18 protein-coding genes are annotated in these 20,183 nt (G+C 67.5%); 9 read left to right on the top strand and 9 right to left on the bottom strand.

Annotated elements, in window-relative coordinates; genetic code table 11:
• Positions 1-19 precede the first annotated feature (19 nt).
• Entirely contained in the window at positions 20-1,174 is a 1,155-nt protein-coding gene (locus JQX13_RS13035) for an alkaline phosphatase PhoX (RefSeq protein WP_203409323.1), read from the bottom strand.
• Positions 1,175-1,514: 340 nt separating this feature from the next.
• Here JQX13_RS13035 and JQX13_RS13030 point away from each other — a divergent pair, with 340 nt between their 5' ends.
• The gene (locus tag JQX13_RS13030) at positions 1,515-2,111 is read left to right on the top strand and encodes a YybH family protein (protein ID WP_239014726.1); all 597 of its coding nucleotides are present in this window, start codon (positions 1,515-1,517) and stop codon (positions 2,109-2,111) included.
• 298 nt (positions 2,112-2,409) lie between these two features.
• Here JQX13_RS13030 and JQX13_RS13025 read toward each other — a convergent pair whose 3' ends face one another.
• On the bottom strand, positions 2,410-3,849 hold the full coding sequence (locus JQX13_RS13025) for a carbohydrate-binding domain-containing protein (RefSeq protein WP_203409322.1): 1,440 nt from the start codon (positions 3,847-3,849) through the stop codon (positions 2,410-2,412).
• Between the two features lie 698 nt (positions 3,850-4,547).
• Between JQX13_RS13025 and JQX13_RS13020 the strand changes: the two genes are divergently transcribed.
• Together JQX13_RS13020 and JQX13_RS13015 are read left to right on the top strand one after the other, a co-directional pair.
• Positions 4,548-5,714, top strand: a complete 1,167-nt coding sequence (locus JQX13_RS13020; protein ID WP_203409321.1) for a trans-sulfuration enzyme family protein — start codon at positions 4,548-4,550, stop codon at positions 5,712-5,714.
• A gap of 9 nt (positions 5,715-5,723) precedes the next feature.
• A complete protein-coding gene (locus JQX13_RS13015; protein WP_203409320.1) occupies positions 5,724-7,127 on the top strand; it encodes a L,D-transpeptidase in 1,404 nt (467 codons plus the stop codon).
• A 75-nt stretch (positions 7,128-7,202) separates the two neighbouring features.
• On the opposite strand, the gene JQX13_RS13010 is transcribed toward JQX13_RS13015, so the two are convergent.
• From JQX13_RS13010 to JQX13_RS13000, 3 genes are read right to left on the bottom strand one after another with little or no spacing between them, the layout of a single operon-like run.
• A complete protein-coding gene (locus tag JQX13_RS13010) occupies positions 7,203-7,799 on the bottom strand; it encodes a polysaccharide deacetylase family protein (protein ID WP_239014725.1) in 597 nt (198 codons plus the stop codon).
• A 53-nt stretch (positions 7,800-7,852) separates the two neighbouring features.
• Entirely contained in the window at positions 7,853-8,395 is a 543-nt protein-coding gene (locus JQX13_RS13005; protein WP_203409318.1) for a VOC family protein, read from the bottom strand.
• Positions 8,392-9,270 carry a fumarylacetoacetate hydrolase family protein gene (locus JQX13_RS13000; RefSeq protein WP_203409317.1) on the bottom strand — a complete coding sequence of 293 codons (879 nt, stop codon included), beginning with the start codon at positions 9,268-9,270 and terminating at the stop codon, positions 8,392-8,394. The genes JQX13_RS13005 and JQX13_RS13000 overlap by 4 nt, the downstream gene beginning before the upstream one ends.
• Before the next feature lie 147 nt (positions 9,271-9,417).
• Here JQX13_RS13000 and JQX13_RS12995 point away from each other — a divergent pair, with 147 nt between their 5' ends.
• From JQX13_RS12995 to JQX13_RS12985, 3 genes are all read left to right on the top strand, one after another.
• Complete coding sequence (locus tag JQX13_RS12995) at positions 9,418-10,176, top strand: GntR family transcriptional regulator (protein ID WP_203409316.1); 759 nt, start codon at positions 9,418-9,420, stop codon at positions 10,174-10,176.
• Between the two features lie 370 nt (positions 10,177-10,546).
• Complete coding sequence (locus tag JQX13_RS12990; protein ID WP_203409315.1) at positions 10,547-10,687, top strand: hypothetical protein; 141 nt, start codon at positions 10,547-10,549, stop codon at positions 10,685-10,687.
• A gap of 167 nt (positions 10,688-10,854) precedes the next feature.
• Positions 10,855-12,213 (top strand): S41 family peptidase, encoded by a 1,359-nt coding sequence (locus JQX13_RS12985; protein ID WP_203409314.1) that lies wholly within the window; start codon positions 10,855-10,857, stop codon positions 12,211-12,213.
• Between the two features lie 116 nt (positions 12,214-12,329).
• Here the strand turns inward: JQX13_RS12985 and JQX13_RS12980 are convergent, their stop codons facing one another.
• A complete protein-coding gene (locus JQX13_RS12980; protein WP_239014724.1) occupies positions 12,330-12,887 on the bottom strand; it encodes a GNAT family N-acetyltransferase in 558 nt (185 codons plus the stop codon).
• A 391-nt stretch (positions 12,888-13,278) separates the two neighbouring features.
• On the bottom strand, positions 13,279-15,003 hold the full coding sequence (locus JQX13_RS12975) for an RICIN domain-containing protein (protein ID WP_203409313.1): 1,725 nt from the start codon (positions 15,001-15,003) through the stop codon (positions 13,279-13,281).
• Between the two features lie 238 nt (positions 15,004-15,241).
• On the opposite strand from JQX13_RS12975, the gene JQX13_RS55360 reads away from it, so the two are divergent.
• Positions 15,242-15,370, top strand: coding sequence for a hypothetical protein (locus tag JQX13_RS55360; RefSeq protein WP_275424994.1), 129 nt, complete (start codon positions 15,242-15,244; stop codon positions 15,368-15,370).
• A 217-nt stretch (positions 15,371-15,587) separates the two neighbouring features.
• Here the strand turns inward: JQX13_RS55360 and JQX13_RS12970 are convergent, their stop codons facing one another.
• Positions 15,588-17,432, bottom strand: a complete 1,845-nt coding sequence (locus JQX13_RS12970; RefSeq protein ID WP_203409312.1) for a cellulase family glycosylhydrolase — start codon at positions 17,430-17,432, stop codon at positions 15,588-15,590.
• A gap of 325 nt (positions 17,433-17,757) precedes the next feature.
• Here JQX13_RS12970 and JQX13_RS12965 point away from each other — a divergent pair, with 325 nt between their 5' ends.
• Positions 17,758-18,162: a RidA family protein gene (locus JQX13_RS12965; protein ID WP_203409311.1), complete on the top strand. Its 405-nt coding sequence runs from the start codon at positions 17,758-17,760 to the stop codon at positions 18,160-18,162.
• 277 nt (positions 18,163-18,439) lie between these two features.
• Positions 18,440-19,375 (top strand): polysaccharide lyase, encoded by a 936-nt coding sequence (locus JQX13_RS12960; protein ID WP_203409310.1) that lies wholly within the window; start codon positions 18,440-18,442, stop codon positions 19,373-19,375.
• Positions 19,376-19,769: 394 nt separating this feature from the next.
• On the opposite strand, the gene JQX13_RS12955 is transcribed toward JQX13_RS12960, so the two are convergent.
• On the bottom strand, positions 19,770-20,174 hold the full coding sequence (locus JQX13_RS12955) for a hypothetical protein (RefSeq protein WP_203409309.1): 405 nt from the start codon (positions 20,172-20,174) through the stop codon (positions 19,770-19,772).
• Between the last annotated feature and the right edge of the window lie 9 nt (positions 20,175-20,183).

The raw sequence follows: 20,183 nt of genomic DNA, 5'->3' as shown, positions 1-20,183 counted from the left end.
CCGGTGGGTGACGCGAGGCTCAGCGGAACGGCCCCGTCACCTCGAAGGTGACGCCGCGGCCATTCGTGCCGCGCTGCGAGCTGAAGTAGAGCCGGTGTCCATCCGGGCTGAACGCGGGGCCGGTGATTTCCGAGCCGGCGTGGCCCTCGAGCTGGAGGAAGGGGGCCACCACCCGGTCCGGGGTGATGATGCAGATTTGAAGGTCGCCGCCGTCCTCGGCCACGTAGAGGTCGCCCGAGCGCGACACCGTGACGTTGTCCACGCCAGTGAGCGGCGAGTCCGGGTGGAGGCCGTCGTCGTAGATGATTTCCAGCCGCCCGGTGGCCGGCGTGTGGGCCCACACGCGGTTGTCGCCCTTGGTGGTGAAGTAGACGACGCCGCTGTCGTACCAGCAGCCCTCGCCACCGTCGAAGGCCGAGGTCCACAGCGCCGCGAGCTGCAGCCACGCGGGCACCGACGCGGACACCTTGTGCCAGCTCAGGGTGGCGGTGCCCGCCAGCGCGTCACCGGAGATGCGCGCCGCTTCCAGGGTGCCGGACTCCAGCGACGGCCAGTTGGACGGCGTGAAGCGGTAGAAGCGCCCGTTGGAGCGGTCCTCCGTCAGGTACAGCCGCCTGCCCACGGGGTCCACCGCCACGGCCTCGTGCGCGAAGGTGCCCAGCTCCTTGCGCTCCACTCCCTGAGAGGGGTTGAGCGGATCGCACTCCCAGACGTGACCGCCGTCCCACTCCTCGCAGGACAGCCACGTGTTCCACGGCGTGGGCCCACCGGCGCAGTTGCTCACGGTGTTGCCGAGAATGCGGTACGCGGACACCACGTTGCCACCACCGTCGAACCGCACCGCGGACGCGCCGCCGCCCAGGGGCAGCTCGCTGTTGGACGTGTAGACCCAGCCGCCGTCACCCGTGGCGAAGCAGGCGCCGCCGTCCGGGCTGCCGTGCCAGGTGTAGCTCGTGCCCGGAACCACCTCGCCCGTGCGCGCGATGATGCGCGAGGCGAAGCCCGCCGGAAGCCGCACGCCCTGGGCATCCGGCGAGCCGGAGATGGCGCCGTAGGGGCTCGGCCCGGGCTGGGCGGGCGCCGCGTAGGCCTTCTTCCAGAAGCCGGGGCCCAGCACCAGTGCACCGCTGCCCACCGCGGAGAGGTGAAGGAAGTGACGACGATTCAAACGCATGCGGACTCCTCCCGTTCGTCAGGGAAGGTGGAGCGTTCCGTTTTCGCGGCGCGGGCATCGTCAACATCCGGTCAGGAGTGGCTGACGAAATGGTCGAGGGTGGGTGACGGATCCGAGCGGGGTGGAAAGGAGGTAGGGGGACTGCAACCGCTCCCCGTTCGGGCCGTGGCGTCCGCCGCTGGAGTTGCGCTCGCTCGACATTGTCAAGCAGCGCTTACGAGTCCATTCACAATCAGCAACTCAATCGAGCGGGTAGGGCTGTCATAGATTCTCTGCATCGTGACGGGACCGCGGTGCCGAGCTCGCGCCCGCGGCAGCAGTCACGACAGAGGAGAAGATCATGAGGACTGACAATATCAAGGGCGGACTCCGCCTCCTGGCCCTGGCCCTGGCTCTGACCGCGCTGATTCCGAACAAGACAGCCGCGCAGGTTGGCGGCTCGTCCAGTTGCCCGGCGAGCGGTCCTGCCGGCGTGGGGGCGCTTCATCGTGAGTGGATTCTCGTCGGCTGGGAGAAGCAGGTCGGCGACGGGCCGTTCATCTTCCGTGAGAAGCTCGGAAAGTATTATGACTTCTCGGCCCACGACGTCGTTCTCTACGACGACTTCGACCCTCGGAAGCGCGTGGCGCACAGCGCTGAAGAGTATGGAACGTTCTGGGAGCCGACCTTCTCCGCGCTGCGCAGCGTGCACCATCGCGTCGTCAACGGCCCGGAAGTAGCGTCCGGCTCCGGCGACCTGGCTGCCTCCACACTCGAGTTCGAGGCGCGCATCGAGGCCGCCGACCGCAAGGTCACCCGCATCCGTACCCGGTCGTCCCTTGTGTGGCGTTGTACCGGTGCCGGTTGGAAGATCATCCGAGAGCATAACTCGTCAGTCGTGATCCCCTCCGACCCTCGTGATGGGTTCCTGGATTCACACGGAGCGAAGACGAGGTGACCCGGGGGTGGACTCCCCCCCGGGCCGGGGTGAGGCCTCAATTGCCGAGGCCTTCGGCGGCGAGGATCACTCCCTGAGCGAGGAGGCGAAGCGCCAGCGGCCCGAGGAGGGCAACCTGTTCGCCTTCGAGGCGCCCGTGCCCGGGGACGTGAGCGCGCGCCGGCGTGGAGCAGGGAAGGCCCGGGAAGGTGCCAGAGGACTCGATACGCGGGATTGGAGCCCCAAGGTCGCCACGAAGGCCCTGATACCGGCATCCGTCAATCGTAGGCCTGCATCCCGCCATCCGGGCGCGCGTGGTTCACGGGCAGGTCGTGCTGTTGTCGCGCACGACATTGCCGGGCGCGGAAGCCACGAGGAAGCCACCGCTGCGGCAGGCGACGTTGTGGGTCACCGTGATGTTCTTCAGGGCACTCGGGAAGCTCACGGCGTTGCCCGAGTTGTCCCGGAAGGTGTTGCCGGTGGTGGAGGAGCCACCCACGGTGATGTCGTGGATGACGCCTGTGCCCCCTCCCCACGTGCGGCTGTGAATGCCGCTGGGCGAGCCCCAGAACTCGTTGTTCTCGATTCGGATGTTGTAGATGTCGTGGTTGCCGAGGGCGAGCTGCATGCCGGCCCCGTGCCTTCCACCTCGGACCTTGTTCCGGGCGTAGATGACGTCGTAGACGGGGGCGCCCATGGTGTGCGCCACGAGCCCGTCATCCCCGTCCGTGCCGACGCGCTGATCGACGATGTTGTCCAGCACGTGCCCCGTGTTCGAGTCCAGGATGTGGATGCCATCCAGTTGATCGTAGCGGTCATTGGTGGCCGACAACGTGTTGTTGTTACGGACGCAGAAGTTCGAGCTTCCGGCCACCGCGATGGAGTAGGTGAAAGGGTTTCGGGTGGAGACACCCTCCACTCGCGCATTGCGCGATTTACGCACGTCGACGAGGTACTCGTTGAGGCGCCCCGGGCGATTGCCGTCGAGCACGTCTCCGCTCTGGTCCACGGTGAGGTCCGCGATGGTGACATTGGTCGCACCCGACGTGGTGATGACGGGATAGCCGCCCCAGGGACCCGTGCGGGTGAGGAAGCCAGGTCCTGCCTTGATGATGGTCTCGGGTCCGACCCCCGCGAGCTTCACGTTGCTGCGAACGATGATGTGCCCGTTGGTGATGAAAGTGCCGGCTGGCAGCTTGACGATGCCTCCGCCCGCGTTGCTCGCGGCGTCGATTGCATTCTGGATGGCGGTGAAGTCATCCGAGGCATCGTTCGGAGTGGCCCCCACGGCCTGGCGCACGGTCGTGGAAGTCGCCCCCGTGGCCGCACACTCCACGGCAGGCGCAGGGGCGAGGAACTCCACGCGGTCGAGGCGGAGATTGCGGTCGCAGCTCGTGCTCACGTAGAGATCGTTGTCGAAGCGGATGTCGATTGTCGCGCTGCCGCTCACCGGGCTCGGCAGGCGTGCGACGTAGCTCGTCCAACTCGTGCTCGTCACCGAGGTCTGGAGGACCTGCGCCCCGTTGAGCAGCACGGTCATGCGCGGCGCGCCCTCGCACGTGTCACCGCGGGCCGAAATCCGCAGGGAGCCCACCTGCCCCGGGAGGGACAGGGACCGTATCGCGCTCCCATTCCGGCTCAGTACCAGTTCCTTGCCTCCGCTCGCCGTCCCCGCGGACGCAACCCCCCCGGCATCGGTCGGTGAGAGCGTCATCGACTCCGCCTCGATGGCTGCCGTCACGGTGAGCGAACGACCCAAGAGGCCGGCCTCTTCGCCCAAGAACGGCTCCTCGACACCGCAGGCGGCAACGGCGAGGAGCGGGAGCATGCGTACAAGTCGGCTGGACAGCGGCGGATGCGGATGCATGTGAGTCCTTTTCTGAAGAGCCATGCAGTCACTGATGCTACTCCGTTTCGCGGAGTCCCACCCGCCGAGCACGAAGTTGGCGGCGGCACAGACGTGACCACCGACCGCCATCTGGTTCGCATGAATGACGGCGCCAACCCTTGTCCGCTCGAGCAGGCGGTGTCCGCCACGTTGGGACGGTGGGTGAGGCTCGGGCCCTGGAACTGGAACGTGGGCGCGGCGTCTCTTCGAGGAGCTGGCGAAAACGGTCTCCTCTGCTCGGATGCTCGCTTCAATCGCCCGGGCACATCGCAGCGAGCTCTCGGAGTGTTGGCTGGGTGAACCTTCGGACCTGGATCGAGGGAGGCCCTCTCGCGAGCCGGGCGAGAGGTTGACAGGCCCGCCAGGGTCCTGCACGCTTTCCCTCGTTCCCTGTGGCTCACCTTGGAGTCCGGGGAGCGGAAGCATCGAGGCCTTCTCGGTGGAGTGGTCCGGCCGGGCCGCGCGCGGGGAGTGTCTCGGGACCAGAGCTGTCGGCAGGTCCCCGCGTGCTCCCTGCGCGAGTGCGTGCGCCCGTCGGCGGACACGGCACCCGTGTGCCAGGAGAGCGTATGGCGGACCACATCCAGGACAAACATCATTTGCGCACGGCCGCGGTACACGGAGGCGAGCCCCGGAAGGCCATCGAGGGCTCCATCTCCATGCCGCTCTTCCCCAGCTCCACCTACGTGCTGGGCAACCCCGCGGAGTTCGACGACATCCGCTACGTGCGGCTCAACAACACGCCCAACCAGCAGGCCGTCTCCGAGAAGCTCGCCCTGCTGGAGGGCACCGAGGCCGCCGTCGTCACCCCCTCGGGCACCGCCGCCGTCTCCATGGCCCTGCTCGCCCATCTGGAGAAGGGGGAGCACGTGCTCGCGCAGGACCACCTCTATGGGGGCTCGCGCAAGCTGCTGGACTCGCTGCGCGAGCGCTATGGCGTGGAGGTCACCTACGTCCCCGCCGAGGAGCCGGAGGCGTGGGCCCGGGCGCTGCGGCCCACCACCCGCGTCTTCTACCTGGAGACGCTCACCAACCCGCTGCTGGAGGTGGCGCCGCTGGACGAGGCGGTGGCCTTCGCGCGGCGGCACGGCCTGGTGTCGATGATCGACAACACCTTCGCCACCCCGGTGAACTTCCGGCCGGTGGAGCTGGGCTTCGACGTGGTCGTCCACAGCGCCTCGAAGTACCTCAACGGCCACTCGGACGTGGTCGCCGGAGTGGTGGCCGCGAGCGCCGAGCGGGTGAAGCGCGTGCGCAAGCTGATGAACCTGCTGGGCGTGTGCCTGGACCCGCACGCCTGCTTCCTGCTGCAGCGCGGCCTGAAGACGCTACCGCTGCGGGTGCCGGTGCAGAACGAGAACGCGCTGGCACTGGCATTGGCCTTCAAGAGGCATCCGGGCGTGCGCGAGGTGCGCTACCCGGGGCTGCCGGAGGATCCGTCCCACGCGCGCGCCCGGCGCTGGTTCAAGGGCTATGGGGCCACGGTGTGCTTCGCGCCCGTGGGCGGAGTGGAGCGGGCGGAGCGGATGCTGAAGCGGCTGCGGATTCCCCGGGAGGCACCCAGCCTGGGAGGACTGGAGACGCTGGTGTGCCGCCCAGCCACCACCACCCACGCGGGGATTCCGGATGACGTGCGCCGGGGCCTGGGCGTGGCGGACGAGCTCATCCGCGTCTCGTTGGGCGTGGAGGACGTGGAGGACATCATCCAGGACTTCTCGCGGGCGCTGGGGGACTGAGGCCTGCGCATGGAGTGGCGAGACAAGAGGAAGAGGAAGGGCCGATCCTGGCTGGCGCTGGCCGGAGTGTTGCTGGGGCTTGGGTTGCCCGAGTCCCGCGCGGACTCGGTGGAGCCTCCCGGGCGGGTGCTGCCAGGGCCCTCGCTGGAGCGGTGGTACGAGGGAAGGCGGGAGGAGGCCCAGGAGGAGCCGCGGCCGGGCGCGGAGGGCGGGAAGCTGGTGCTCCAGGGAGCGCGCGGGAAGGTGGCGCTCGCCACCGAGCTGAGCTCGCCCATCTTCGACTCCGTGGGCCGCGGGCGCGCCGTCATCGGTGGTGCCCGCCGGGGCAACACGCTGCGCGTGCTCCGCAGGGCCGGGAAGTCCCGGTGCTACGAGAGCCCGAAGCGGGGGCGCTGGTACGAGCTGGAGGGCGGCGGCTACGTGTGCGATGCCCGGAGCTTCCGCGTCACCCTGCCGCCGGTGGAGCCGGTGGATCAGCTCCAGCCGGACCTGTCCGAGGTGCTGCCGTACCGCTACGCGCGCGTGAGCAACAAGGGGGCGCCGCGGCTTTCGAGGCTGCCCACCGCGCGGGAGGCTCGCCTGCTGGACCAGCGCCATGCACGAGTGCGGCCCGTGGTGGAGCGCATGGCGGGCGACTACTTCGTCGCGTTGGGCGAGGTGGAGGACGTGGCAGGCGAGCGCTTCTACCGCACGGCTCGCCAGCACTACGTGCGGGAGAAGGACCTGGAGATATTGGTCCCACCGGCGATGCATGGGGAGCGATTGGGCGAGGAGGGACACCGGCTGCCGCTGGCCTTCGTCTATGGCGGGGACGCACCCCTCCACTGCCGCGAGGGCGGTGCGTGGAAGGTGTGCGGCGTGGCGCGCAAGCACGCGCGCTTCGAGGCCCTGGAGACGTTCGAGCACGGAGGGCGCCAGCTCGTCCGGGGCGAGGGGGACGTCGCCGTCGAGGCCCACTCGCTGCGCATGGCCCGGCGCGTGGAGCGGCCGGCCGAGGTGCCCGCCGGGGAGAAGTGGCTCCACGTCGACCTGAGCGAGCAGACGCTGGTGGCCTACGAGGGGGACACGCCCGTCTATGCAACGCTCGTCTCCACCGGGCGCAAGGGCTTCACCACGCCGACGGGCCTCTACCGCACCACCCGCAAGTGGCTCACCCGCACCATGCGCGGGAGGGACCCCGTGGACGGCATCTACGACGTCGAGGAGGTGCCCTGGGTGATGTACTACCTGCGCGGCTACGCCGTGCATGGCGCCTACTGGCATGACGACTTCGGCAAGGTGCGCAGCCACGGCTGCACCAACGTGGCCCCCATCGATATGCGCTGGCTCTACGAGTGGTCTTCGCTCCGCGTGCCGGAAGGTTGGCACGGCACCAACGAGGGCCCGGGCACGTGGATGTACTTCACCCGGTAGGCTCCTCGGGGGGCGGAGGCCCGCGCTTCGGAACCTGGCTCCTGGCGTACCGAGCGATATCCCGTTCCAGCCGGGTCAATGTGAGCCGGTCGCTACGAGCCCTCCGAGGTCACCCATGACGCGTCCGTCTACAATGGGAACACAGTCCGGCGGACACGCCGTGGTGAAACGCAGGCCCAGCGCCCTGGCCTTGTGGAGAAATCCATCGAGTCCCTGGAGACAGGCATTCGGGATGTCGTGCAAGACCAGCAGCGTGTGAGGGCGGGTCACGCAATCCGCGAGCGCCTTCTCCGGCCATCCTTCGGGATCGAGCCAGTCGCCTGGAACACTGTTCCAGAGAACGCACGAGTACCCATGGGCGATCAGATGATCGACCGCGCGCTGATTCAGGAGGTGTGGGCCCAGTCGGCCTCCGCCGCCAAAGGGGCGGAACCTCTTCGGCGGCGGCACCAACGGGGAGAGGAGCGCGTCGGTGGCGGCGATCTCCTCCTCCACTGCGTCCGGGCGTGCATCCTCGCCAAGTGGTACGGCGTGCGTGAAGGAGTGATTCCCGATGAGGTGTCCCTCGTCACGTGCACGCTCGACGAGGTGCCGCCCCTCATCCGAACCGAGGTGCTTCCCCAATACGAAGAAGTGCGCGGCGATTCCATGCCTCGCCAGGATGTCGAGCACCCGAGGCGTCACATCGGGATCGGGCCCGTTGTCGAACGAGAGCGTGAGGAGGCTCACCGGAACACGTTGTTCGAGGTGCGATCACCCGCGAGCCAGCGCGCCAGCTCCCGGTGCGCATGGGCACGGCGCTCCTGCACCACCTCGGGCTTCACGGCGTCCGGATTGTCGTACGCGAACTCGACGATCATTCCATTCGGGTCCTTGACGTAGAGCGACCGGCAGTAACCGTGCTCGAGCACGTACATCCCGGGCTCGGTATAACCAGCGGCTCGCAGACGTTGCTCCATCTCCTTCTGGGTCTCCGGATCGACGTTCAGCGCGATGTGGTGGAACGGAGAAGGAGGCATCTTCGGTCCGAAGAGCTCTTGATCCGACGGCTTCTCGAATTGGAAGAACGCAAGCGCACTCCCGTCGCCGAGCTCGAAGAACACATGGCAATAGGTGCGGGTGGCGCCGAAGAGCTCGTCCGATTCACACCAGGTCGCGACGAGCGGCAGGCCAATCACATCCTCATAGAACTTCCGCGTCGCTTCGAGATCCCTGGTCACGTAGGCCGTGTGATGAAGCCGGCTCGGCAGTTTCGCTCGTATGTTCATACTTCCTCCCTCCCCGCGTTGATGACAGGGTTCCTCAGCACACCGAGCCGCTCGACCGAGACCTCGCACACGTCCCCGGCACGGAGATAGCGCGGCGGCACTCGCGCAGCGCCGACACCGCTCGGCGTGCCCATCGCGATCACATCCCCCGGTAGAAGCGTCATGACCTCGGAGAGCTCGGCGAGGACGGTGGCGACATCGAAGAGCATGTCCGACGTGCTCGCGTCCTGCACGAGCTCGCCTCCGACGCGCATCTGGATGCGGAGTCCCTTGGCGCCCTCCGGCAGTTCGTCGGGTGTCACGAGCTCGGGGCCGAGGGCGCCCGTGCCGTCGAAGTTCTTCCCGAGCGTCCACTGATGGGTGCGCTTCTGATAATCGCGAATCGAACCATCGTTGAAGAGCGTGTATCCCGCGACCCACTCCAGCGCCCGGTCCCGTGGAATGTTGCGCCCCGGACGCCCCACCACCACCGCGAGCTCGGCTTCGTAATCGAGCTGCTCCGAGCACGTGGGCACCGCGAGCGGCGCATCGTGCGCGAGAAGACTCGACGGCACACGCGTGAACACCACCGGGTAGCGAGGCGCCTCGTAGGCCGCCTCCGACGCATGCGCGACGTAGTTCAGTCCGAGGCAGAGGATCTTGCCCGGCTCCGGCACGAGCGGCCGGTAGCGGAAAGCCAAGGCATCGAGCCGGTACCGCTCGGGTGCCTCGGCCGCGCGACCCGCCAGGGCCTTCAGCACGCCGGGTCCACGCTCGAGCAGGCCGCGAAGCGAGCTTCCGACTGATGGATCGAGGGAGGTCACGTCGACCATCCCGTTCGGCGTTCGCACGCCCAGTGCCGGCACATCGTTCACGAGAATCGAAGCAATCCGCATGTCCCTTCCTCTCCGCGCGATGAATTCTTAGCGAATGCGAATGCTCGCGCCATGCAAAATGTCGACAAAACGCATTTTGCATCCAGTATGACGCCTTGCATCAATTTCATGCCGTGCCGTATAGAGCCTGCTCCCGTGAGGAGGACGATGACTGCTCCGTCTCGCATCCCTGGCCCGGTATCCGAACCCACGCTCGCGTCGGCGGTCGTGGATCGGATTCGCAGCGACATCCTTCGTGGGGTGTTGCCACCGGGCGAGAAACTGAGGCTCGAACATCTGGCGCCTCGCTACGACGTCGGGCGGACGCCGCTGCGCGAGGCCTGCTGCCGCCTGGCGTCCGAAGGGCTCGTCACCATCGAGGACCAACGCGGCTTCCGGGTGGCGCCGATCTCTCGCGCCGACCTGCTGGACCTGACGAGGGCCCGCCAACAGATCGAAGCCATCGCGCTGCGCGCGGCGATCGCACACGGAGACATCGCGTGGGAAGGCGAGGTCACCGCGGCCCTCCACCGCCTCCTCCGAATAGCCCCGGCCTCGGACAGCGGGGCACTCGACGAAGCCTGGGAGAGCGAACACGCGCGCTTCCACAAGACCCTGCTCAGCGCGTGCGGCTCGCCCTGGCTCCTCAAGTTCCATGCGACCTTGTTCGACCAGAGCGAGCGCTACCGCCGCCTCTCCCTGGCCTATGGCAGGGTCGAGCGAGACATCGACGGAGAGCACACCGCCCTCGTGCGAGCCACCCTGGCTCGCGACGCGGAGCGCGCCTGCGCCCTCCTGATCGAACACATCGCGAGGACGACCGAGCTCGTCCTCGCCGGCCATCCAGGACTGCGCTCCGCCGACTCCTCCTCCGAGGAGTTGTCGACAAAAACCAGAAGTACCTCCGGAAAGGGAATGACGTCGTGACCTCGTCCTCGTACCGGGTTGAGGGGGCGTGATGCGCACCTCTCTTTCATCGAGGGGCCGCACGGCATTCGGATCGCGGTGAGCGAGACGGGCCCGTCGTCGGGTGCGCCGTCCGTACTCTTCGTGCACGGCATCGCCCGGGGCAGGCGGAAACCTACGAGGCCGCAGCGCGTTCCTTCTTCGACGCCTGCGCGGCACGACCGGTACATGGGGCGTTGGCCGACGAGAGCATCCGCGCCATGCTGCGCGTGCCGCCGCACGTTCGTCGTGCGCTCCTCGCGCGCACGGAGGACTATTAGCGGAGCTCGAACGCTGCCGCCTTCCGGTGACCGCGCTGCACGGCGAACTCGATCAAATGGTCCTTCCGGCCATGAGCTCGGAGGTGGTGCTGTCACACGCACGCACGGCCCGGTGCGTGCGGCTTCCCGGCGTGGGACACCTGCCTTTCGTCGAAGCCAAGGCGCACTTCGAGGCCGCGCTCGCGGAGTTCGTGGCGAACCGCCACAGGTGAATGGCTGGCCGTTGAGCAGTCCGGGCGCGACGCGCACTCGCCTCTCCGCGAGGTGGTGCGCCACGTCCGCGGGCTTGCGGCTCGGCGGCCTCAAGGGCTGAGAGGGGTGACATCGAGCCTCGGCTCCGGTGTTCCTATCGGGCAACCTTTTTCCTGAAGAGGAATGGATGACCCTGTGGTTTCGGATGATGTCGCTGGCGCTGCTCGTGATGCTGGCCGCGTGTGGGAAGGACGGGACTGACGATGGCGGAGGAGCACCCCCGCCCGCGGAGACGCTGGAGGGGAGTTGGACCACCGAGGGCTATGGCTTCACCTTCCGCTTCCAGGGCGACACGGTGACGCTCTACGAGACCACCGCGGTGAGCTGTCTGAAGATCTCCGAGGGACCCCTGGAGGACGGAGTCCTGCCCGAGCTCGGGATGCGCTTCCGGCTCGAGGGAGACAGGCTCGTCATCGACAATGGAGGAACGCTCTTCATCACCGGGCGGCGTACCCCCTTCCCGGAGGTCTGCACCCGGGTGATGCCCCCGCCGGATGACCCCGTGTTCAACTTCGAGGTGTTCTGGCGCACCTTCGCCGAGCACTATCCCTTCTTCGACCTCCACGGGGTCGACTGGAATGCCCGTTATGAGACGTTCCGGCCTCGTGTCTCGGCCGCGACCACGGATGCCGAGCTCTTCTCCCTCCTGTCCGAGCTGCTCGAGCCTCTCGAGGACGCACACATCGGGCTCGAGGCGGGCGAGTGGCGCTTCAACCCCAAACCGCCTCCCGAGTGGGTCGAGGCGTATGGCGCGCGGGTCGAGCAATACCTGCTCGAGCACTACCACGGAGGGCCAGGTGTCACGGTGACGGGCGGCGGGATGCTGGCCTATCAATCCCTCGACGAGCGCGTCGGGTACATCCACATCGCGGCCATGGCCGGATTCAGCGAGGGCGAGCAAGAGGAGGAAGTTGACGCGGAGGCGGCCGGCCGTGCCATGGACGAGGCGCTGGCGGCGCTCGCCGACAAGGAGGCCCTCGTCATCGACGTGCGCTTCAATATAGGGGGCTACGACTCCACCTCGCTGGCCATCGCCAGCCGCTTCGCCGACAGGGAGCGGCTCGCCTTCACCAAGAAGACTCGCGCGGGAGAGGGCTTCACGCCGTCACGGGAGTACCGCTTCGCCCCTGCGGGTGCGCGTCAGTTCACCAGGCCGGTCTACCTCCTCACGAGCAACCTGACCGTGAGCGCGGGGGAGATCTTCACCATGGCGATGGGAACGCTCCCGCATGTCAACGTCGTGGGCGAGAGGACGACGGGCGCTCACTCCGACATCCTTCCCAGGCACCTGCCGAACGGCTGGGCCTTCAGCCTGTCGAATCAGGTGTACACCGCGCCTGACGGACAGGTGTACGAGCGGGTCGGGCTCCCTCCGGACGTGGAGCTTCCGCTCGACGCGCCGGCTCTGGTCGAGGGCTCGGACCGCATCCTCGAGGAGGCGCTCCGGCTCGCGGCGACGCCAGGGGCTTCGCGGATGCTCCATTAGGCACGGGGCTCCGGGTGTGAGATGGGGGAGGGCCGCTCCGTCCCTCGGTATGGGGCCTGGGCCGTGGCACCTTGCTTCGTGGGGTGCGCGGCTCCACCTGGAGGAGGTCGGGGGCTTCAGGTTTCCTTGTCCGACCCCTGGAGGTGTCTGCGTTGGGGTCGAACGTGGGGGCTCCTCCACGACCTCTCGGAATCCGCCCCTCCCAGCTCCATCCGGAAGTTGCGCAGCACCTCCCCGGCGACGGGCACGTCCTGCGCCGCGATGAGCGTGAAGCCACGGCGCTCGAAGAAGGGCCGGGCGGTGAGGCTGGCCTCGGTGTAGAGGCGCCTGAGGCCCGCCGCCTTCGCGCGGGCCAGGATGTGGTCGAACAGCGCCGCGGCGACGCCCCGCCCTTGATGGTCCGCGTGCACGAACAGCATATCGATGTGGCCGTCAGGCTCCAGGTCGCTGAATCCGGCGATCTGTCCGCCTATCTCGGCGACGAAGGTGGGCCTGGCGGCCAGGCGCTCGAGCCAGCGCTCCCGGTCCATCCGCCCGGCCCAGGCCCGCACCTGGGCTTCGGTGTAGTCGCGTCGCGCCACCTGGAGCACCGCGGTGCGGAACAGGTCCATCAGTGCGTCCACATCCTCGGGGCGGTAGTCACGCACGACGATGGCGGCGGAGGTCCGATCCATGACGCGGAGCCTAACATCGATGGGTCCGGGTGACGGCGTCGGCGGCGCTCGCACCATGGTCGACGACCGGGTGCGAGCGCGAAGTCGAAGCCCATCACCCGCGGCGAGCCGGACTGGCCGCTGGGATATGAGCCGACGGAACCGAGCACGTAGATGCGGCCCGTTGCCGCGTTGAAGGCGATGTTGCCATCAGGACTGGGGCGGTTCACCCGGTGGGTCTTGATTGCTCACACCGTGCTGCACCGCGTGTACGACAAGAGCGATGGAGCAGCGCCCGCCTGGCACGGGAGGTCATGCCCGAGGGCTATAGCACCGAGCGTTGCGGGTGACAGGAGCCCCCGGGTGCCGGCCATGTGGCCGCTGAACGTCTCCCGGCGCGGGTGCGTGCCGGTCAGGGAGTCAGGTTCCAGAGCTGGCCTGGGCCACCCCAGAAGGTCCACGTATCGACGTTGGCCCCGTCAGCGGTGCCGAGGTTGTACACCTCCAGCGCCTGTTCCGGATGGGTGCGCATCCGGACCGTGCCCGCGGCGGTGTCCACCGTGAACCGCTGGTTTGCATTGCCGTTACACGTCCAGAGCTGGATTCTGGCGCCATTCGAGAATGAGCCACCGTTGTCCAGGCAGTAGCGAGGATCCTTCTTGCTGCGGATCAGGCCGGATCTGGCGTCGTAGCTCCACTTCTGCCAGTCGCCGCCATCGCAGGCCCATTGCTGCACCTGGGTGCCATTGGCCATGGTGCCGTTGCTGATGCCCAGGCATCGGCCCGAGTTGCGATTGACGAACTGGTGGTAGATAGCCGCCGCTGGCTTGGAAACCTGTGGTGCATACACGACTCCCAGCTTGTCGACTTCATCCCCCGCACGGCCATGGAAGCCGACGATCTGCCAGCCACTGGGGGCGGTGTACGTCGTGCAGTTGGATGTGGCCTTCCCACCCGCCAGACTGCGGCCAGCGCTGGTGGTGAACCGGGTGTAGAAGATACGTGTGGTGTTGTTGTAGCTCCCGGAGCACAGATACAGGGAGGTCAGGTACTCATTGCTGGCCAGCGGCAGGGAGCTCTCCGTGCCCCCCGTGCCCCCGTGGGAGAAGATGTAGCCATTGCTGAGCGTGACCTCCACGCGATCCACGCGATTGCCGCTGCGAATCGTGAGCGTGCTCACCGCGGGATTGTCCGGCAGGCTGTACACATCGTTGAACGCGATGCCATGCGGGCCGCCCCATACGTCGCTGAGCTGCCGGTTCGAGGCGGTGGAATAGCTCCAGGTCGTCTTGATGCCACGATGGTCGGAAAGCTCCTCACCCGCCGCGTTCTGGGTGTCCGTGGGGATCAGGAAGGAGAGCGCCTGCAAGCCGACGAAGCCATTGTCACGGAAGAGTACCTTGTCCACCACCTCGCAGTTGGGACTGGTGTAGGCCGGCGAGCAGACCAGGGCTGCGGTCCCCTCGGCGGGTACGTCGCCATGGCGGACCTTGCTGACCCAGACATCCGTGAAACCGCGCCGCAGGAACTCCCACATGTTGTCGCCACTGCGGGTGTAGCGTGTGTTGGTGTCCCCCATCACAATCACGGCATTGCCGGCGGAGTGCGTCTCGATGTACCCGAGAATCTGCAGGATGTCCTCGCGGCGCGCGACCAGATCCGCGTCTTCTATCTGGGCCTGCGTGTGCAGGTTGTAGATGTCCACATACACGCCCTCAGCCAGGCGGGTCCGCGCGATCGTGAAGCCCTTGGGGGTCAGGCAGTCAACCCCATTGCAGTTGTTCCAGGAAACGCGCTCCCAATCCATGTAGGGGAAGCGGCTCATCGAGTTGAGGCCACTGCCGATACCGGCCCCTCCGCTGGTGGGGGAGCGATATGGGTGGTCATCGCAGGTGTCGTAGAGTGCCGCGTGATAATTGAAGTCTTCCTGCACGTTGACGAAGTCAAACTGCTTGACGTAGCAGCTGATTCTCTCCGTGGCATCCTGGCGGGCGCTGGTGGCGCTGGAAAGCACCTCCGGCAGGCCGGCAATATTGTAGGTGAACGTGCTGAAGGAGCCGCTGGTTGCGTGGGCCGGGTCGCTCAGAAAGACTGTCATGCCCAACGCGAGACATCGAAGAAGACCCTTCGTTTTCATCAGATGCTCCTCTCGAGTGTGCGGCTCGCGCAATCATGGGCGCATGAGCCGACCGGGGACGGTAGCGGATTTCCGAGCCCCGCAGAGGTCAAATGACATTTCCTTCGAGGTGGGCGGACAAGGGGATGTCAGGGTCACGAGCCCCTGCGGGTGTCAGGCCACAAGAGGCGAGCCCAGAGCCCACTGATGCCAGCGAACCCCGGGAGGCCGATTCCGCTGCGAGTGGGATGCACTGCTCGTGGTCGAGCGCACCCGATTCGAGGAGGCCCCTTCCCTGGATGCGCTCGTCACCGCCAGCGTCCGGCTCGATGTTCCCCCGATTGAGATTGACGAGGGATTGTCCGGCTACGTGGGTTGGCTGCGGTGACTCGGGGCGAGTCGGGAGCCCAGGCTCGTAGCTGCAATGGGCAATCCCAGGTGCTCCACTCATGTCCGAGCGGTTCGTCCGCTACGCCGACGAACCGCCAACGTGCGAGGACCGGGGGCATTCGCCCTCGGGCGCGCGGGGCTGGAAGATCGCCGAGCAGGCGGCGGGAGCTCCCCGAAGACGACCTCGGGGAGACCACCCGGCGGGGTGGAGGGCGTCAGCCTCCGAACGCAGCCGACACCCACGCCGCCAGTTCCGCCCCTGCTGCCTCCAATGACTCGCCACCCTCGCCGTTGGTCACCAGCGCGAAGTGGAGGTTGGAGTCCCGTGTCGAGAGCAGGAGCCGGTTCACGCCCGGGACACCCGGTTCCGCCGCCGCGGCCACCGACTCGGCGCCGGTGTACGCGGGCACACCCCTGACCGAGCCGAGCGAGCTCACCACCGTCGTCGCGCCCGGCGCGAACGACGCGGGCAGGTGCAGTTCGGTGGGCGCCGTGCCGCCGTTGGACCGCCACACCAGCACGCCGAACTGCCCCGTACCAACCAGTGCGCGCACCGCGGGCATCGTGTCGGGAATCTTGTTCCACGTCAGCACGGTGCTGCCGTCGCGCGCCCGGTCCTCGTAGGTGAACGCCGCCGTCGTGCCCGCCACGGCGCGCGGGAACAGCCGGTCCACCAGGCGTTCGTCCACGGTCAGGGCGGCGGTGCCGTTGTCATCGACGTGCACGGCGGAGAAGTGCTCATCGTTCATCGCGTCTCCGTCGGTGCGAACCTTGTCGGGGTTGTCGTTCATCAGCTCGTGGTGCCGGTCGTAGTTGACGTCCCAGTGCCACTGGCTGCCCGATAGCACCGGACCGGACGACGCGGCCGACGCCCACCACCGCGCGCCGGACAGGCGCGAGTCGAGGCCCTGGTACATGGCCTTGAGCACGGTGGACTTCTTGTCGGAGGTGTTGCCGTCGACCGGGTGCCCGTACTCGGTCACGATGCCCGCCGTGCCCAGGGCACTCGCGCGGTCGCGGATCTTGTTGAAGTCACCGGTGTACTGCCCGTCGCTGGCCTTGCCGGGCATCAGCACGCCGGACTGGGCCTTGCCGTCGTAGAAGTGCGCGTTGAACACGTAGCGCTGCCCGAGCGCCGGCACGTCGGTGAACCCGCCGGGTTCGGCGAAGAAGTCGACGTTCTGGTTCCAGAACACCAGCGGCTCGACGAACGCGGGCTTGTCCGCCCAGCCGACCTGGTCCATGCGTGCCCGGAACTGCTGGTGGAACGGCCACAGCAGGTCGCGCTCCCACTCGATACCGTCCTGGCCGGAGTCGTAGCGGCCGGCGTAGGGCTCGTTGAGCGGATCGACGCCCACCACGAGCCGGAAGGCGTCGGCGGACAGCCGCGACTTCACCCGCGCCATCGCTTCGCCGGCCGCGTACAGGAACTCGTCGCGGATGCGGATCGGCCCGGCGGAGGTGGTCACCTCACGGTTGTGCCAGAAGTCGTAGGTGGCGGCGGTGACGGCGTTGTTGTTCTTCATGTTCTGGCCCCAGTGGAAGCACAGGCCGCATGACTCGCGCGGGTAGCCGCCCGCGCGCACCACCCACTCCGGGGCGCCGTCGCCGGTGTACCAACTGTCGCGGTTGAACAGGTACCGCGAGTACAGGTCCTGGTGGAAGTCCAGGTGGACACGGATGCCCTGGTCGGTGAACGCGCTGATCTGTTCGGCCACCTGGTCCAGGTAGGCGATGTCGATGCGGCGGGGCTCGGGTTCGATCCACGCCCAGGTGAGCAGGAAGCGGACCGAGTTCGCGCCGGTCAGCCGCCGCATCGCCGCAGCGGAGGACCGGGCGTCGGCCGTGCTCGCGAATGGCAGGCCCCGGTACTCGGCGAGCTTGGCCGTGCCGGAGACGTTGAACCCCCGCAGCACCACCTCACGGCCGTACTGATCTCGGAACGCGCCGTCGGCGACGTGCACCGCGGCGTCGTCGAACCAGAAGCGGTCCGCCGCCGCACCGGCAGGCGTCACCAGCGACATCAACAGGAGCACCAGGAAGAGCACCGATCGCTTCACGAAGTCACCCCCACGTCTGAAGATAAGAGCGCTTCGTATGTAGCTGCTCAGCGGCGACATAACCCCCGCCGGACGGAGGGGCCGCCCCTGTCCCGTGATGTGCCTGTCCGGAAGCCGACAGCGACAGCTTCGATTCCACGTGGGGCGCCTCGGACAACGGCGGCATGTCATCGCGCGAGCGGACCGTCGCGAACTCGCTGTTGGGCACCAGGAGTGACTGCGGGCTCCCGCGTCGCCAGAGAGGGGAACGCCGTTCGTCAATGGACTCGGTATACGAGCCCGGCAATCACCCCTTCAACCCGACACTGCCAACTGGAGATCGCTGATGCCCGTAACCCTGATCAACCCCGATGGACTCATGAAGACCGACGTGTATCGACAGGTGGCGATTGCCACCGGCACCCGGCAGGTGCACATCGCAGGGCAGGTCGCGTATGACGCGGAGGGTCAGCTCGTCGCGCGGGGTGACCTGGCTGGACAGGTGGCGCAGGCCTACCGCAACGTCGCCATCGCCCTTGCGGCTGCCGGGGCGACGTTCAGCGACGTCGTCCGACTGACGTTCTATGTGGTCGACTGGAAGCGCGAGCTGATGCCCGACTTCCTTGCCGGCATCGAGAAGGTCTCCAAGGAGTTGCAGCTCGTGCCGGCGCCGGCATCGCTGATCGGGGTCTCTGTGCTCTACGAGCCGGGCGTCCTCGTCGAGATCGAAGCCACCGCGGTAGTGGGTTGACCCACGCGGCGACCTGCGCACGAGGCGAGGGATGGAGCGCAGGGGTCGAGGAGGGCCGCTGACGGGGCCTCCCGAGTGATGCACCCGGCCGTACAGCTCGAGCGCGCGGCCGCGTGCACCCGCCCCACGCCCCGGGGCTGGTGGAGCCTCCAGAAGTCCTGGAGAAATACAGGAGGAATCGCGCGATGCTGTTTTTTTAGACGGCGAGCTGGGTGAGGCCTCTCTCATTGTGGAGAGAAGACGAAAGCCCGTGCACCAGCATCTCCTGGAGACGCCCATGAACCCCCCCGCCCGCCGCATCCCGCTTCACGTGGTTGCCATCCGTTTCGCGCTCGTGCCTCTGCTCGTGGTGGGGTGCGGAGGACCCGAGGACACAGGAGCGCAGGAGTTGGGGGAAGCCACGCAGGCCCTGGGCCGAGCCTGGACCTTCGAGAACCAGCCGCTGGATACGTACACGCACGCTGATGCGAAGTTGGATTTCGGCTCGTCGACGGGCTGGGACCCCACGAGTCAGATCTCCGTCGCCTCCTCGGGAGGAAGCAAGTACCTGCGCGTGCTGCTGCCGAGTGCCACGGAGAACCGGGGCGGGAAGTTCTATCCCCAGCTCTGGACCTCCGGGGAGTACCCCGCCGCGACCCTCCGCTGGAGGATGCTGCTGGAGCCCGGCTGGGATTTCTACAACGGCGACATCAAGATGGCGGGCACGGGCGGAGGGAAGAACTACACCGGGGGCGCCGGTGACGAGGCCCAGGCGAAGTGCGACGGGTGGAGCGCGCGGTTCGTGCTCAGCGGCAATCCCAACAACAAGCTGAAGGCCTACTACTACGGCTGCGACATGACCGGGACGCCGTCCGGCGGAATCCTGTACGGCACCACCCTGGGCACGGGCTGCACCGTCACGGTGAACGAGTGGTACACGCTGACGATCTCGGTCCAGGCGAACCAGAGCGGCCTGGCCAACGGACGGTTGCGGATGTGGGTCCGGCGGGACAGCGACGGCGCCTTGTGCACGGTGGTGAGCTCCGACACGCGGAAGTTCGCCAACGACACGGCCACCTACCCCTGGCACGAGAACTATCCCCGGCTGTGGAACGCGGAGTTCTTCCGGGGCGGCGCCGGCACTCCGCCCGCGGAGAACCACCACGTCCGCATCGACGATGCGCAGTGGAACAACTCCTTCTACGCGGCCTACCCCTCAGCCCTCTCCCTCTGAGCGCGCTCCACGCCGTGCGTGGGCGGCGGCAACGGCTCGAAGCGACGGCTTCTACCTCGCCACCGGGCGGCAACTCTGGGACGCGGCCTCCATCCAACACCACGCACTTCGTCCACCTGGACCGGCCGGAGCTGGGACGCGGAGTCCTGATGGAGGAGGTCACCCGCGCAGTCCATGAGCCTGTGCTCCGCGACCCAATCCCTGCGGAGCATGGGAAGGGATGAGAAGCCCATTGCGGCTATCAGCAATGGCATCGGGATTTCGAGGCCTTCCTCCGAACATGACGCTGGTGCCCACCGAGGAGCTCGTCTGGGAGCCGCTGGAAGTCGGGCTGTCGCCCGGCCCGACTGAGGCCGCATGAGCTGGCTCCCGTGTCGCCGGCTTGTAACCGAGCCTAGACGTCCTCGGTGAGGTACGTCAGCAACTCGTCCTCATCCTGGGAGATCATCCGTTCGAAGCCGTCACTTCGGGCATGACGTTGGATCTGCATCACGCCGACGGTGCTGCGCACGAGCACGCCGACCTTGCGGAAGCCGCCGACCCAACGGGGGCGGTGGTGCTGCTCCATGATGCTTTCGAACTCGGGATCGTTCCGGCCGGGGCCGGCCCGGAGGTCGGCGAGCAGTCCGTATCGCGAGCGCCCCAATGCATCCAGGGCATCACCGAGCCGCGCGAAGATGCCGCCGAGCTCCTCGATCGAGGGGAACGGTGTGCTGCTGCGAACGGTGCGGACGATGCCCTTCCGCTCGTCGACGAGGACAGTGAAGTACGCGTCCTGGAAGACCTGCTTGTCTGTCATGGAGGGTGA

The organism is Archangium violaceum, from assembly GCF_016859125.1.
Lineage (GTDB): Bacteria > Myxococcota > Myxococcia > Myxococcales > Myxococcaceae > Archangium > Archangium violaceum_A.
The sequence above is the reverse complement of the archived record's forward strand: the minus strand, read 5'-3'. Positions and strand labels throughout refer to the sequence as shown.